The sequence below is a fragment of the Roseomonas acroporae genome (genome assembly GCF_023223525.1).
Classification (GTDB): Bacteria; Pseudomonadota; Alphaproteobacteria; order Acetobacterales; family Acetobacteraceae; genus Roseomonas_E; species Roseomonas_E acroporae.
In genome coordinates this window covers 1-14,005 of sequence record NZ_JALPRX010000135.1, presented here as the reverse complement: position 1 = coordinate 14,005, position 14,005 = coordinate 1, and the positions used below count along the sequence as shown (strand labels likewise).

Sequence of the window (14,005 nt, the reverse complement as noted above, 5' to 3'; positions counted from 1 at the left end):
TGGCCCAGCGTGGCGACCTGCTGGTGCTGCGCGACCGGGCGCTGCTGCGCGGCGTCCCGGCGCTCGCGATCTGCAACGGCGCCACCGCCATGACCGTGACACATCGTGGCCTGATCGCCATGCCGATGCGGGTCGCGGTCAGGGCTTGGGTGGTGTGACTTCGTCCCAATCGGGGCAGACCCGGCCGCCTGTCTGTTCTATCGAACTCCGCACGATGCGTTTCCCGAGGGCCTGGAAGTCGGTGGTGTAGAGTCGGAGGTTATTCGCCGCCCGCAAGATTTCCTGACGGTAGGAAGCAATAGACTCGCAGGGAGGCGGTGCTGGTGGCGGGGGCTCGTAGAAGATGCTGCCGAGGGCGATCACGCCCAGCAGGAAGACGAGACCAAGACCGGATCGCAGGCGCGGCGACACAAGATCAGGAACCCGGCCGGCGGCCGTATGTCGGGCGCGCCGCCATCACGGCGGCAATGAACAGCGGATCGATCACCATCTTCTGGACCGCGTCGCGGAGTGCAGCGTTCAGAGCCGGGGCTGCGTTCTCGCCACTGAACACGACGATGCCTCCTACGGAATTGGTGCCGCTATAGGTCGCGGAAAACGGCTGCTCGGCGCCTCTAACGCGGACATTCAGCAGTACCTCAGCATCGGCCGTTGCCGTCCAGAACCCGACCTTGAAGTCGCTGTAGAACCGGAGAACATCCACCTCGATCAGGGCGTCTGGCGCGCCCCCAGCGCGGAACCCGCGTGCAGCCATCTCGGCCAGCACTGCCCTCTGCACCTCGGCGATCACGTCGCCCCGGGCGACGATCTGCGCCATCTCCATGCCGTAGCCGTTCTTCTTGGACGAGACGCGGTCCCGATAGGCGGTGCGGGCGTCGCGTGCGGTCACGGCGACCATGACCGCCTCGGCGCCTGGCACGGCCGCCGCCGGTTGGGGAGGTGGCTCGTACCGCACGTCGATGGTGTCCACGGTGAGGGCGCAGCCGGCCGTCAGCAGTAGGGCGGCGAGGCACAGGGCACGGGCCAGGAGGCGCATCGGGGCTCCGTTCGGTTCGGACCCGATACGCTACCAGGGGTTGCGGGGGTTGGGGAGGCCCTACTCGCCGGCCGGCGTCGGGCCGTTCTCCGCCGCCGCCAGCCGCTTGTCCATCCGGTCCAGGCGCGCCTCCATCCGGCGGTAGATTTCCAGGATCGTCTCCAGGCTCTGCCGAGTGGCAGCGAGGTCGGCGCGGATGGCCTGGATCTCGGCGAGGATGAGGTCGGTGGACATGGCGGCCTCGGGGAGGGGTCTATGCCCAGCATAGACCGTCAGGCGCGGCGCTGAGGCTCCGGATCGGTGCTGACTGCTAGGGCAGTTCGCCAGTTTTGAGAAGGAACACCAAATCCTCCTGGTCGCAGACTATTTCTTGGCTCGATACTTCCTTACCGCCCTCGTACAGGCAGAACTCAACTTTAAGCCCGTCCTCGTCCACATCTGCGACCTGTACGGATCGGCGAAGCACGCCAAGGGCCGCTTTCCATCGCAGTTTTCGAGCCTCAGGCGGATCATAGAAAATATCCCCAACGGAGAAATCGTAAGCAGCCGGGCGCCCCTGCGTTTCAACGGTCATCACTAAGCGGGGCTTACCGTTTGGAGCGGTTTCAATGCTGAGATTGGAGATGGAAACCCCTTTCTTCTGCGCCTCCTGCTGGAGTGCTTGAAGGGCGGCGCGGTCTCCGACCAAAGCCTCCGGTGAGCACTCGACCCCTTTGGCCGCCAACTCTCGCCGCAGAGAGCCGCCTGGGGAGAGGACGCGCTCATAGAAGAAAATGTCCAAGGCCCGCCGAAATGCCTCGGGCACGCCAAAAGCCCACCCTGCCGCGATCCCGTTTTCGAATCGCACCGGGCTGAGAACTCTACGGGTTTTTCGTGTAGCTTCCTCTGGAGCATTAGCTCTTAGGTGAAGATTCTGAATGATCCAGATTGCGGGATTGTTGACAATCTCGCCAGTTTCGGGATCGACCAAGTCCACAATCCGATCAACTCGGAAGTGACGTAGGCGATTGCGCAAATGGCAAAGGCCGAGGATGTGGGTGAACGCCGGCACATCTTCATCCGCTGACTTACTGCCAAGCGCCTGCTTGATGGTGACGAGCCGCTTGGTGTCCGCCTCTTCGGCGTCGCGGTAGTGGATCGCCACATCCAGGCTGAGGTGATCGGCCAACACCACCCCGTCGAACATCGGCATGCGCGGCTCCCAGGCAGTGAGCCGTCACGCTAGCAAAATCAATTGGAGGTTGTGGAGTCCCTCAGCCGGGCGCCGCCGGGGATGAACTCGACGCCGGCGCCTTCGAGGGCGCGCTGGATGGCCCCAAGGGTCTTGGCGGATGTGGAGGGCACCCCGTCCACGGCCTCGATCCGCTGGATGGTGTTGAGGCTGACGCCCGCCTCCACGGCTAGCTCGCGGGCCGACCAGCGGACCAGCGCTCGGCCGGCTCGGACCTGATAGCTCGTCAGCATGGGGTAAAAGCCCCCACGCGCGATGCAATCGCCTTGATGAATGCCCCACACATGGGGTAATTTACACCAGACACTCGGCCGTCTCAAGGCGGTTGAGCGTCCGGGCGGCGGGGATGTGGCCTAGGAACCTGCCCCGCCCGCCCGGCCCACCGGCGCCGTTTACCAGACGGCGCCTTGTCCCAACCCGCTTGATGGAGCGGACAGTGACCGACGACGACAATAAGCCTCTGCTGCCCCTATCCCAAGGCCGGATCGGCGGCGCCACCGTCTAGACGGTGGATGCCCGCGAGCTGCATGCCGTGCTCAAGGTGGGCAAGGACTTCTCGACCTGGATCAAGGACCGGATCGAGCAGTACGATTTCGTGGAAAATCAGGACTTTGTCATTGGTTCCCCAATTTCGGGGAACCAATCCGGGCGGGGCGGTGACCGGCGCTCCAAGGAGTACTTCGTCACCATCGACATGGCGAAGGAGTTGTCGATGGTCGAGCGCACCGAGGAGGGCAAGAGGGCGCGCCTCTACTTCATCGAGTGCGAGCGTCGCGCGAGGGCCGGCGCCACCGATCCGGTCGCCGTCCTGAACGACCCGGCGGCGATGCGCGGCCTGCTGCTGACCTACAGCGAGAAGGTGTTGGCCTTGCAGGCCGAGGTGGGCGAGCTGACGCCCAAGGCCGAGGCGTTGGATCGGCTGGCGGACGCGGACGGCAGCCACTGCATCACGGACGCGGCCAAGCTGCTCCAGGTGCGGCCGAAGGCGCTGTTCGACTACCTGTCGAGCAACGGCTGGACCTACCGCCGCGTGGGCGCGGACCACTGGTGCGCCTATCAGGCCCGGATCATCTCGCGCGATCTGGTCCACAAGGTGACGACGGTGCTGCGCCCGGACGGCTCGGAGAAGACGGGCGAGCAGGTCCGCGTCACGCCGCAGGGCCTCACGAAGCTGGCCAAGCTGATCGGTTCCGCCGTGAGGCCGGTGCCGCCGAGCGAGGAGGCCGCGTGATGGCTGACGATGAAATGCCAACCGATGACCAGAGCCTTGCCATTGGAGCCATGGCGTATCTGTCGCAGGCCGCAGTCTTCTCCGTCGAAGGCAAGCTTGTCCCGGCCATGAAGGCTCTTGATGAAGCGGCGCGCATGCTGGTTAAGGTCGGGGTCTGGGACGAGGCCGCGCCTCTATGGGTGGCAGTTCACGCATACATGCTGCGTATGCACGACCATCACTGTGATCGACGCCATGGCGAAATCAGCCACTACCACCCTCTGTTCAAGGCTAATGTGGAGATCCTGATACCCGGCGCGACGCTCATTCCCGTGAGTGGACACCCGGAGGGCCGTTGTGACTTTCTGGTTGAAGTCCAAGGTCAAATCCGGCCTGTGGAAATCAAGCGCGATAAGTTCGATCGCCGCGCGAAGGACCAGTTGCGCCGGTACATAGAGTTCTACGAGGCCGACCATGGTTACGCCGCTGCGCCTTCGCTCGCGTGTACTCTAGACGCCGAAATGACGTTCATTGACCTGGACGTTGAAAATCACCCTCTCATCAAGGGAGGGCTCAACTGATGCCCGCCACCATCCTCTGCTTCCCGCGCGTGCTGCGGCAGCCGACGCTGGCGGAGCGGCGCCGGGGCGAGCGTGCCGCCGAGCGCCGGCGGATCGAGCAGGAGGTCGAGGCGCCGATCGAGCGGCTCGACGCACTGGACGGCGACCCGGACGCCGAGCCCGACCACGACGGCGAGGCCGAGCCCGACGAGTGCAGCGTGGTGCCGCTGCACCTCTACGTGGCCCGGGCGCCGGTGCGGCGGATCGGGAGGGCGCGCTGATGCCCCGCCTCTCTCCCGACGCTCCTACCGCCCCGCGCCCCTGCACCTGGGGTGAGTTGCAGATGCTGCGGGAGGTGGCGGCGGTCGCCGGCCTTGGCGTCGTTCTGCATGTGCTGCGCGCCATGGGGATCGACGACGAGGTGATGGACCGCTTCGCCACCGATCTCGCGCCCCGGACGACTGGCGTCAGCCTGCACTGACCCCCGGCCCACCGCCGGCCTGAACCGAGGGCGCCCTGGCGACGGGGCGCCCTCTCCGTGTCACCAGTAGTAGGTGTGGGGCTTCCGGTTGCCGTAGCGGAAGAACACCACGTTCTCGGCGTCAGCGTCGCCGCTCGCCAGCCGGTAGAGGAGCAGGCGGTCGGCGCGGCGACCGGGACGCTCGTCGTAGAGCCGGACGAACCAGCCGGGTGCCTCTCCGGCCGTGCTGTTGCCGCTGTACCCGGCGCGGTCCACGCGATCCGCCCAGCGGTGCTCTCGGCCCCACTTGCGGGAGTGATGATGGGGGCGGGACACATCGGTCCCCTCCTGAACACCCTGGACGATCCAGGGCGAACCTAATGCCAAGTCATGGCGGCGCTCCTTTCGCAGATCGGCTTGCCTACGCTGCCTTCGCCGGCTCGATGTGCCCCAACTCCTCGGCCATGTCGCGCTCTACACGCCAGAGGTCGCGGTTCTGCTGCATCCGCAGCCACAGGTCAGGGCTGTTGCCGCAGAGCCGGGCCAGGCGAGCCGCCATCTCGGGCGAGACGGCGGCCTTCTCCGCCAGGATGGCGTGGAGCGCCTGCCGGGACACGCCGAGGCGCTCGGCCGCCGCCGTGACGGATAGGCCGATGGCCGGCAGCACGGTGTCGCGCAGCAGGACGCCGGGGTGGGTGGGCTCGAAGGCAGGCCGGCGAGCAGCCTGAATGTCGGTCATCGGCTTCGTCTCCAGTTTCAGTTCCAGTTCCAGATCCGGTCTCAGTCCCCGTCAGTGGTATTGCTCCAAGTCCACCTTGATCGCGTCCTCACCTTCCCAGCCGAAGGTGATGCACCAAGGGCCGTTGACGTGGACGGTGTAGCGAACAGGCTTGCCACGCAGCTTGTGGAAGTCGAACCCAGGCAGGTTCATGTCCTCAGGCTTTGTGGCGGCGGCCAGAGTGGAAAGCCGCACCTTCACACGCTCAACCAGGTCTTGGTTGACCTTGGAGGCGTCTCCCTTGGCCCAGAGGTTCGCGAGGGGCTTGCTTTTGAAGGACCGGATCATGGGGATATGTAAAGCATAGCCTTACAGGTCCGTCAAGCGTCACTTTACAGTCACCGGCCGAAAATCGGTCAGCCCACCCCACCCCGGAGCCACCCATGCACCACGCAGCCGCGCTGCCGAGGGCGACCTGACGTGCCAGTCGTTGTCCCGATCATCGCGGCGGTGGCCGGCGCCGTAGCGGGCTATGGTGCCACCGTCGCGCTCGGACTAAGCATCACCTCGCTCGCCGGCGTCTTGGTCGCATCCGTTGTTGGGATGGCGGTCACCTACGCGGTCAACGCCGCCGGCGCCGCTGTCTTCCCGACGAAGACCGCCAAGACCTCCAACGCCAGCGACCTCTCAAGCCGCAGCCAGCAGTTCCGCCAGGCCATCACGCCGCACCGGGTGATCTACGGCCGGGCGAAGGTCAGCGGCCCGATCGTGTTCCTCTACACGAACCCCGAGGCCTTGACCGACTTCGACAGCGTGCTGACCGGCGGCGCCAGCAGCGTGCCGCCCGGCGGCTGGGAGAGCGCCAGCACCACGCGGAATTACAAGGCAGAGCAGCTCCTCTACGTGGTCCACGTGCTATGCGGCCACGTCATCGACGGTCTCGACCAGATCAACATCGATGACCTGATCGCCTCGGACGGCAAGTTCGCCGGCCTCGCGCATGTCGAGGGCAAGCCCGGCCTGCCGGACCAGACGGCGTGCAGCTTCATGGTAGCCGAGACCAACGGCGCCTGGACGACGGCGCATCGGCTGCGCGGCCGGGCCTGCCTGTTCTCGGTCTTCAAGTACGATCAGGCGGCGTTCTCGGGCGTGCCGAACGTCTCGGCCAATGTGCGTGGCAAGCCCGTACACGACCCGCGCACCAACGACGTGGTATTCCGCACCAACGCCGCGCTGATCGTGGCCGACTACCTCACCAGCAACTTCGGCCTGCGCTGCACCTGGGACGAGATCGACATCCCGTCGCTGATCGCGGCGGCCAACATCTGCGACGAGGATGTGCCGCTCAAGGGCGGCGGCACCGAGAAGCGCTACACGATCAACGGCACCTTCGACCTTGACCAGACGCCGAGCGAGATCCTGGAGAAGCTGGCGCAGGCGATGGCCGGCGCGATCATCTTCTCCGGCGGCAAGTGGTACATCTTCGCCGGCGCGGCGACGGCTGCGACGCAGACGATCACCGAGAGCGACCTGCGCGGGCCGGTGACGGTGCAGGCGAACCGCGCGGCACGCGACCTCTTCAACTGCGTCCGCGCCACCTACATCCGGCCCGATGCGGACTGGCAGGCGACCGACGCGCCGGTGCTCTACGGCGACGCCTTCATCGCGCAGGACGGTGGGCAGAAGTTCTACACCGACCTCGATTTCCCCTTCACCACCAGCGGCTACACCGTCCAGCGCCTGATGAAGATCGCGCTCATGCGCATCCGGGCGCAGCGCACGATCAAGTTGCAACTCAACATGATGGGCCTGCGGCTGCGGCCGATGGACGTGGTGACCTTCGGCACCGCGCGGCTGCCCAGCGACACCTACCGCGTCACCGGCTGGACGCTGACCGATGGCGGCGTGGACGTGACGCTGGAGCAGGAGAGCGCCGACATCTGGGCCTGGGACGCGGCGACGGAGGAACAGGACCTCGGCGTGGTGTCGGTGGCAACCCTGCCGAGCGGCGTGACGCTGCCGGCGGCGGCGGTGACGGTCACGACGCCGACCGACCCGGTGCCGGCCAGCGTCGCCTTCGCCAGCGCCTTCGTGGACGGCGCCACGGTCTACGACGCCGCTTGGCGCAACGCCGGCGACACGGCGTGGCAGAGCGTCGATGCCTCGGGGCAGACGGCGGTGGGCTACCCCACCGGCCCGGCCTCGTTCCGTATGCGCGGCCGCTCGGAGACGCAGGTTGGCCCGTGGACCGAGGCGCACCCGCCGGTGGCGCCGGTCGCGATCGAGGCGCACGGCGTCGCCGGCGGCGTCGCGGTGCATTGGCTGGTCGGGAGCGACGCCGTGAAGGTGCAGATCTTCGTGGGTGGTGCGGCCGCCGGCTTCGACACGGCCGGCCTCGCCCTGACGGCGATCGTCCCCTCGGGCCTGGAGGGCACGAGCACGATCACCCTGACAGCCGGCGAGACGCGCCGTCTCTGGGCCCGGGCCGTGTCGGCCAGCGGCACCTGGAGCGGCACGCAGACGGCGATCGTGGTGACCGCGGGCGCGGGCGGCGCCGGTGGCACGGTCGGCACATGGCCGGCGCCGCCGGACCCGTCTCCGGGCGGCTGAGAGAGGACAGGCATGACAACCCCCGCACAGGCTTTGGTCGACGGCCAGGACGTCGACAAGGCGAAGCTGCGCGCGCTGCTGAGCGAGCTGCTCAATGCCGACAGCGCCCTGAGCAGCCGCGTCACGGCGACCGAGACCGAGTTGGGCAACGTCGCGATCACCGCGCTGCCGGCCGGCGCCGGGACGCGCCTCGCCAGCCCGGCCGCCGGTGCGACGTTGCTGGATCTGCTGGTGGGTGCGGTGGCGCTGAACGATCTGCTGCTGCGGCTGATCGGCAACGGCGCCTCGACGCTGGCCTTCACCGACGCGGTGGGGCGGGCAGTGTTCTCGGCCAGCCAGGACGAGATGCTCGGCGGGCCGCTGCTGGTCACGCGCGCGCCGGGCGGCGGGGCGCGCCTCTCGACCACGGACCTGCTGACCGCGCTCGACATCCTGACCGACGGCATCGTGCTGCCGGGCGGTGCCCGCATCAGGCAGGTGCCCGACGGCGCCGACCTTGCCTTCGCGATCACCGACGCGGTCGGCCGCGTCTGGTTCGGCGTCGGCCCGGCCGGCGTGGTTACCGCCGCCCCCTGACCGGAGAGCCTCATGGCAACCACCAGCGTCCAACTCGCCGCCGGCGGGGCGGCGGCGCTCGCCTCGCCGCGCGTGATCCTCCCCGTCATGGGCGGGCTGGTCTACGCCGGCCTGTTCGACGGCGGGAACGTCGACCACTCCCGCCTCAACCGCGCCCCCGGCGGCGGGCGGTGCGCCGCGCCGTTCGGCACGCTGCCCACGATCGACGGGCCGTGGACTGTGTTCCAGGGCGGCGCGGCCGGCTTCGACACCGGCGTGCCGGACCTCGCCGCCTGCAATTTCTACGCGGTCATGAAGACCACGGCGCCGCTGACCGGCGCCCATACGCCGATGATCGCCAGCAGCTTCGGCGCGGATGGCAAGGGCACGTTTTTCAGCCTCGCGGCGGATCAGGGCACGAGCGCCAGCGTGCTGGCTGTCAGCGCCAGCAGCGCCGGCAGCACGGCGCAGCCGATCGCCGCCGCGGCCGTGCCCTATGACAGCTACCGCACGGCCAAGCTGGTCTCAGGCGTGGTCGGCGCGGGGACGCTCCAGGCGCGTGACCGCCGCAGCCCCGGCGGCGTGGACGGGACCGTGACCAGCTTCAGCGGAGGCCGCGCGCTGGTCTCGCGCAACCTGCTGATCGGCACGGCGCACCCCGGCGCGCCCAACGACGGCGCGGTGCACCTCATGCTGGCGCTGGTCTACAACACCGTGCTCAGCGAGGCGGACGACGCGGCCGTGGTCGCGTGGTGCCGGGGCTACGCGGCGTCGAACGGGCTTGCAGTCTGATGCCGATCTTCGGGCGCCCGTCCCCGCCCCGTACCCAGCGCATCGCGATCCGGCACGGCGGTGCACGGCTCGACACGCTCTCGGCCGCCGCCGCGGGCATCAGCAGCGCGCCAGGCACGATGTTCGCGGCCGTGGCGGTGCCCGCGAGCACGACCGCGATCCGGCTCTGCTTCGGCAACTGCTCGAACACGCCGGTCCCCGCCGGCCCGTTTTACGTCTGCCCGTCCACCACCTGGGCCGACTACGCCAACCCCACCGGCGGCGGCGCCTGGAAGCGCGGCACCTTCAACTACGCAGGCACTCCCGGCGACAACCTGCCAGTTCTGCCCGTGAGCGGCTCGGTCTACACCGCCACGGTCCCCGGCAACGGCGGCACGGTGACCGATCCCGGCCTCGTCAGCCCGTGGTGGCCGGCGACCGATCAGGCGGCGGTCTACTACCTGTCCGACGTGATCCCGGTGGATCTGCTCCCCCGGCTCGACGGGCGGGACGGGCGCATCCTGTTCATTCGCGTGCTGTGGCCGCAGGGCGCCAGCGTGGCGCGCGGGCTGCCGACGCCGGACATGGGTGTGGGCGACGCGTACCTCGGCCACGGCACCGGCTGCCTGTTCAAGGCGGGCGACAACCTGCTGGCCAGCAGCGTCTCCGGCACCTCCCCCGGCGGCGGCATGCCGTTCTGCTGGGTCGAGGCGATCACCTGCGAGGCCGGGTTCCAGATCGTCACCGGCGGCGACAGCCAGATGCAGGGCGACGCCGGCACGGGCAACGCGCCGTTCCACCTGCTCAGCGCCTACGCCCTCCAGGCGGTGCAGGCGGCACCGATCGGCGTGCTCAACGCTGCCTGGGGCGGCGCGCGGCTGAACCAGTGGTTCCCCCACCTGCTCTCCACACTCGACCGCGTGCCGGCCTCACTGGTGCTGATCGAGGGGTTCAGCGGCAACGACAACATGGAGCTGAACAGCGTCGCCGATTTCCGCGCGAATGCCGCGTGGCAGATCGACCGCATCCTGGCGGTGCGGGCGATGCTGGACGACCGCGTGCCGATCGTCGTTACCACGCCGATGCCGCGGAACTACTCTGACCCGGCCTACATCGCGGCGTGGCGCGCGACGCGTGAACCGATCCGCGCGCTTCAGGGCCACAACATCCATGTGCTCGACCTCCAGACGATCGGCGAGGACCCGGCTCATCCCGGCCAGTGGCTGCCGAGCATGACCTCTGACGGATCCGGGCTGCACGGCGGCCCGCTGTTCAATGCCACGGCGTCGGCTGTCTTCACGCCGCTGCTGCGCCGGCTGCTCGGCCTCTAGCGCCCGCCACCGCACCACAGCCCGTCCCACCACCACCGCGCGCCGCCCGGCGCCGCGGCGATACCCCATGAGAGGTGACCATGGCCAGATCACCGAGGGCGTTGCGGCGCTCTCGCGGCTACGCGGCGATCACGCTCGTCAGCGGCCCGTCGCTCCCGCAGATCGTCGCCAGCCCATCGGCACCGAGCCTGAGCGCCAGCAGCACGACGGGCGCCGTGGTGACGACGCTGACGGCGCGCCCGTCCGATGCCACGCGCACGCTCACGCCGAACGACGGCCGCCTCGCGCTGTCCAGCGACGGTGGACAGATCGTCGTCGGCGTCTCCGGGCTGAGCGCGGGTGTCATCACGGCCGTGGTCACCGACGCCTACACCGACGGCAGGACCAGCACGCTGACGATCGCCGTCACCGTCACCGCTGCCGGCCAGTCCATCACCGACGACATCACCGGCGGCAACACCATCGTCACCGACGACATCACCGGATCGAACCAACCCGTCACCGACGACGTGTCGGCCTGAGGAGCTGCAGAGATGGCAGGACTTTCGACGCTGTTCAGCGGCGCCTTCCAGGTGCTGTCGAACAAGCTCGCCCCCGTGTTCGGCACCACGGCGGGCACTTTCGCGCAGGGCAACGATGTGCGCTTCGGGGTGGACCAGACGGCGCGGGATGCCGCCGCAGCGAAGCCCTCGCTCGCCTCCACCGGCACACCCGCCATGGACGGCACGGCGGCGCTCGGCAGCGCCACCACCTCGGCCCGGTCCGACCATGTGCATCCCACCGACACCAGCCGGGCGGCGGCATCGCACACGCATGCGATCGCCGACCTGACCGCCACCGGCACGCGTGACGCGACCACGTACCTGCGCGGTGACGGAACGTGGACCACCCCGGCGGCCGGCGTCTCCCTCGGCTCCACGACCCCGGCGATGGACGGGACGGCAGCCGCCGGCTCGGCCGGCACCGCCGCCCGCAGCGACCACGTCCACCCCACGGACACGTCGCGGGCCGCCGCGTCGCACACCCACAGCGCGGCCGACATCACCTCCGGCACGGTCGCCCCGGCGCGCCTGGGCACCGGAACCGCCAGCAGCAGCACCTACCTGCGAGGCGACCAGACCTGGGGGGCCGTGCCGACCGGCGCCTCGCTTGGCAGCGCCACGCCGTCCATGGCGGGCACCGCGGCGGCGGGCTCCAGCGCCAATGCTGCGCACGAGGACCACGTCCACCCGGTGGACACCAGCCGGCAGGCCGCCGACGCCACCCTGACGGCCCTCGCTCCGCTCACCGGCGCCGGATTGGTCCGCGCCACCGCCACCGACACCTTCGCCATGCAGGCGGTGGGCGTGGCGGCTGCGACGGACATTCCCGACCGACAGGCGGCGGATGGTCGCTACGTCACCTACTACGTCGGCACCGTCACGCCTTCCGCCGGCACCGTCAGCATCGCCATCACGGCGCGCGACAGCCAGCACTACGTCACGCTGGGCCAGAACAGCACGCTCGCCAACTTCACCGGGCTGTTCGACGGCGCGAAGGGCCGCATCGTCGTCACCAACGGCAGCAACGGTGGCACGGCCTACACGCTGGCCTATGGCGACAAGTTCTCCTGGCCCGGCGGGGCCATGGCGCTGAGCGGCGCGGCCGGCGCGAAGCATGTCATCAAGTGGTTCAGCGACGGCACCAACATCTTCGCCACGCTCGCTTCCGGGTGGGCCGCCTGATGGCGCAGATCCTTCGCACGTCGGGGCATCGCGTCGGTCAGGCCGACCTCGCAAACGTCGCCGATTTCCAGACCGAACTGCTGGCGGTCGAGGCGGCGATCCCGAGCGTGCAGAACGCCAATGCCGCATCCTGGGCCAGCGCCGTCTACGGCAGCAGCCTGCGCGACTGGTACACCACGACCGACGCCGCCACGATCACGTCCTCATCCAATGCCGTCTCGGCCTGGGCGGACAAGGGCGCGGCGGCGCGCAACCTGACGCAAGCCACCGCCGGCAACCAGCCGACGCTGGTGGCGAGCGCCTTCCCGACCGGGCGCAGCGGCATCCGCTTCGCGAGCAGCGCCTCGAAGTACCTCTCGCACAACAACACCAACTTCCAGACCGACTTCGGCGTGCTTCAGCCCTGTACATTCATCAGCGTGATGAACATCGACAGCGTCGGTGCCACGGCGCAGGCGCTGTGGGATCTCTGCAACCCGGCCTCGAACAGCACCAGCGACCGCTACAGCCAGATGACGATCAACTGGGCCGGGACCTGTGTGCGTCGAGGCAATGGCGTCAACGTCAACTTCCCGGCGGCTCCGGTCGCGAACACGCGCCTCGTGATGCTCATCCGGCACGACGGCACGAACATGACCGTGGATGCCAAGTACCAGCTCGGCACCGCAGGCTTGGTCACGACCTGGAGCAGCGGCCCCACGCTGGCAGACAGCCAGATCGCCGGCATCTCGCGCCTGACGCTGGGCGCCCGCGTCAAGGACGGCGAGGCCGCGCCGTCTCTCTACGGCGACACGACCTTTGGTGAGTTCGTCACCGCGAGCCGCTTCACCACGGCCACGGAGGCGGGCGTCCTGCTCAACCGCCTGTGGGCCAACTGGTTCAACACGTGATCAGGGACCTCTGACATGGCACAGACCGCCCACGTCACCGGCCACCTGTTCGCGGCTGGCGACGCCTCGAACCTCGCGGATTTCGTCACCCGGCTCAACGCCGCCGAGGCGTCGCTGGCGACGGTGCGCGGCATCGCCGCACCGACCGCGCTGGCGCTCGGCGCGCGCACGAGCGGCCACGCGTTCGGGGCCGCCGACGCGGCCAACATGACGCTGCTCGCCGCCCGGCTCGCGATCGTCAAGGCGTCGCTCGCGATCGCGCAGGGTGTCGGCGCCTTCCTCGCGGCCCTGGTGTTCACCCCCGGCACCATCGCGGCGGGCGATGCCGCGGGCACTCCCTGGGGTGCCATCGCGGGCATCGCCAGCGGCTCCACGGTAACCTTCGTCCCGATCAACCCGGCCGACGCGGGCAAAGTCGCGGTCACCGGCTCGCAGGTCGTGGCCGGCAGCACCCCGGCCGCCATCAGCACCATCCCCGGTATGCTGGTGGAGACGGCGGCCAGCGGCACGACGCGCAGCACGCTCATCTCCGTCACCGTGGGGGCCGCCGCCGCCACCGCCTTCAACCAGGTCCTCGCCAGCGTCACATCCGGCGCCGTGTCGGCCGGTACGACGGTGGGCACGCTGTCGGCCAAGGCGAGCGGCGCCACGCGTGTCTTCGCTTCGCGCAACGACGCGCTGGTGCTGGACGCCGATGGCGTCACCATCAAGACGGGCAACACCAGCAGCCCGAGCTACACGCCGTGGGGCACGGCGGACGGCACGCTGACGGACACGCCGGCCAGCGGCACCGCCGTGTCGGTGCCGATCAACCTCACCACGGTCGGCGCGGCGGGGCTGCGCATGGCCGCGCTGCGGTGCGGCCTCAACGACACCGCCAACGCCGTCTGGAAATCCGTGAAGTGGGGC

General features: G+C 69.1%; 20 protein-coding genes. 13 read left to right on the top strand and 7 right to left on the bottom strand.

Annotated features, from left to right (window positions below):
• On the top strand, window positions 1-158 hold a 158-nt coding region (locus M0638_RS29290; protein ID WP_408903676.1), incomplete at its 5' end, for a DUF6950 family protein.
• 257 nt (window positions 159-415) lie between these two features.
• Here the strand turns inward: M0638_RS29290 and M0638_RS24990 are convergent.
• The 4 genes from M0638_RS24990 to M0638_RS24975 all read right to left on the bottom strand — a co-directional run bounded on the left by M0638_RS24990 (window position 416) and on the right by M0638_RS24975 (window position 2,500).
• Window positions 416-1,036, bottom strand: coding sequence for a YajG family lipoprotein (locus M0638_RS24990; protein WP_248669680.1), 621 nt, complete (start codon window positions 1,034-1,036; stop codon window positions 416-418).
• A gap of 60 nt (window positions 1,037-1,096) precedes the next feature.
• Window positions 1,097-1,270, bottom strand: coding sequence for a hypothetical protein (locus M0638_RS24985; RefSeq protein ID WP_248669679.1), 174 nt, complete (start codon window positions 1,268-1,270; stop codon window positions 1,097-1,099).
• A 76-nt stretch (window positions 1,271-1,346) separates the two neighbouring features.
• Window positions 1,347-2,228, bottom strand: coding sequence for a hypothetical protein (locus tag M0638_RS24980; protein ID WP_248669678.1), 882 nt, complete (start codon window positions 2,226-2,228; stop codon window positions 1,347-1,349).
• Between the two features lie 38 nt (window positions 2,229-2,266).
• Window positions 2,267-2,500, bottom strand: coding sequence for a helix-turn-helix domain-containing protein (locus M0638_RS24975; protein WP_248669677.1), 234 nt, complete (start codon window positions 2,498-2,500; stop codon window positions 2,267-2,269).
• Window positions 2,501-2,775: 275 nt separating this feature from the next.
• Here M0638_RS24975 and M0638_RS29185 point away from each other — a divergent pair, with 275 nt between their 5' ends.
• The 4 genes from M0638_RS29185 to M0638_RS24955 are packed head-to-tail and all read left to right on the top strand — an operon-like array spanning window position 2,776 to window position 4,518.
• On the top strand, window positions 2,776-3,498 hold the full coding sequence (locus tag M0638_RS29185; protein ID WP_345893069.1) for an antA/AntB antirepressor family protein: 723 nt from the start codon (window positions 2,776-2,778) through the stop codon (window positions 3,496-3,498).
• Complete coding sequence (locus tag M0638_RS24965; protein ID WP_248669675.1) at window positions 3,498-4,058, top strand: PDDEXK family nuclease; 561 nt, start codon at window positions 3,498-3,500, stop codon at window positions 4,056-4,058. The genes M0638_RS29185 and M0638_RS24965 overlap by 1 nt, the downstream gene beginning before the upstream one ends.
• The gene (locus M0638_RS24960; RefSeq protein ID WP_248669674.1) at window positions 4,058-4,318 is read left to right on the top strand and encodes a hypothetical protein; all 261 of its coding nucleotides are present in this window, start codon (window positions 4,058-4,060) and stop codon (window positions 4,316-4,318) included. The genes M0638_RS24965 and M0638_RS24960 overlap by 1 nt, the downstream gene beginning before the upstream one ends.
• Window positions 4,318-4,518 carry a hypothetical protein gene (locus M0638_RS24955; protein ID WP_248669673.1) on the top strand — a complete coding sequence of 67 codons (201 nt, stop codon included), beginning with the start codon at window positions 4,318-4,320 and terminating at the stop codon, window positions 4,516-4,518. Before M0638_RS24960 ends, M0638_RS24955 begins: the two co-directional genes overlap by 1 nt.
• A 60-nt stretch (window positions 4,519-4,578) precedes the next feature.
• Here M0638_RS24955 and M0638_RS24950 read toward each other — a convergent pair whose 3' ends face one another.
• The 3 genes from M0638_RS24950 to M0638_RS24940 all read right to left on the bottom strand — a co-directional run bounded on the left by M0638_RS24950 (window position 4,579) and on the right by M0638_RS24940 (window position 5,563).
• The gene (locus tag M0638_RS24950; RefSeq protein ID WP_248669672.1) at window positions 4,579-4,773 is read right to left on the bottom strand and encodes a hypothetical protein; all 195 of its coding nucleotides are present in this window, start codon (window positions 4,771-4,773) and stop codon (window positions 4,579-4,581) included.
• 145 nt (window positions 4,774-4,918) lie between these two features.
• A complete protein-coding gene (locus M0638_RS24945) occupies window positions 4,919-5,236 on the bottom strand; it encodes a HigA family addiction module antitoxin (RefSeq protein ID WP_248669671.1) in 318 nt (105 codons plus the stop codon).
• A gap of 51 nt (window positions 5,237-5,287) precedes the next feature.
• Entirely contained in the window at window positions 5,288-5,563 is a 276-nt protein-coding gene (locus M0638_RS24940) for a type II toxin-antitoxin system RelE/ParE family toxin (protein WP_248669670.1), read from the bottom strand.
• Window positions 5,564-5,695: 132 nt separating this feature from the next.
• Here M0638_RS24940 and M0638_RS24935 point away from each other — a divergent pair, with 132 nt between their 5' ends.
• From M0638_RS24935 to M0638_RS24900, 8 genes are all read left to right on the top strand, one after another.
• Window positions 5,696-7,825, top strand: a complete 2,130-nt coding sequence (locus M0638_RS24935; protein WP_248669669.1) for a phage tail protein — start codon at window positions 5,696-5,698, stop codon at window positions 7,823-7,825.
• Between the two features lie 12 nt (window positions 7,826-7,837).
• A complete protein-coding gene (locus M0638_RS24930; RefSeq protein ID WP_248669668.1) occupies window positions 7,838-8,401 on the top strand; it encodes a hypothetical protein in 564 nt (187 codons plus the stop codon).
• Between the two features lie 12 nt (window positions 8,402-8,413).
• Window positions 8,414-9,172 carry a hypothetical protein gene (locus M0638_RS24925; protein WP_248669667.1) on the top strand — a complete coding sequence of 253 codons (759 nt, stop codon included), beginning with the start codon at window positions 8,414-8,416 and terminating at the stop codon, window positions 9,170-9,172.
• Window positions 9,172-10,482, top strand: a complete 1,311-nt coding sequence (locus M0638_RS24920; protein ID WP_248669666.1) for an SGNH/GDSL hydrolase family protein — start codon at window positions 9,172-9,174, stop codon at window positions 10,480-10,482. The genes M0638_RS24925 and M0638_RS24920 overlap by 1 nt, the downstream gene beginning before the upstream one ends.
• A gap of 80 nt (window positions 10,483-10,562) precedes the next feature.
• Window positions 10,563-11,003 carry a hypothetical protein gene (locus M0638_RS24915; protein ID WP_248669665.1) on the top strand — a complete coding sequence of 147 codons (441 nt, stop codon included), beginning with the start codon at window positions 10,563-10,565 and terminating at the stop codon, window positions 11,001-11,003.
• Window positions 11,004-11,015: 12 nt separating this feature from the next.
• Window positions 11,016-12,206 (top strand): hypothetical protein, encoded by a 1,191-nt coding sequence (locus M0638_RS24910; protein WP_248669664.1) that lies wholly within the window; start codon window positions 11,016-11,018, stop codon window positions 12,204-12,206.
• Complete coding sequence (locus M0638_RS24905; RefSeq protein WP_248669663.1) at window positions 12,206-13,096, top strand: hypothetical protein; 891 nt, start codon at window positions 12,206-12,208, stop codon at window positions 13,094-13,096. The genes M0638_RS24910 and M0638_RS24905 overlap by 1 nt, the downstream gene beginning before the upstream one ends.
• A gap of 15 nt (window positions 13,097-13,111) precedes the next feature.
• Window positions 13,112-14,005: hypothetical protein (locus tag M0638_RS24900; RefSeq protein WP_248669662.1), on the top strand; the 894-nt coding region annotated here is incomplete at its 3' end.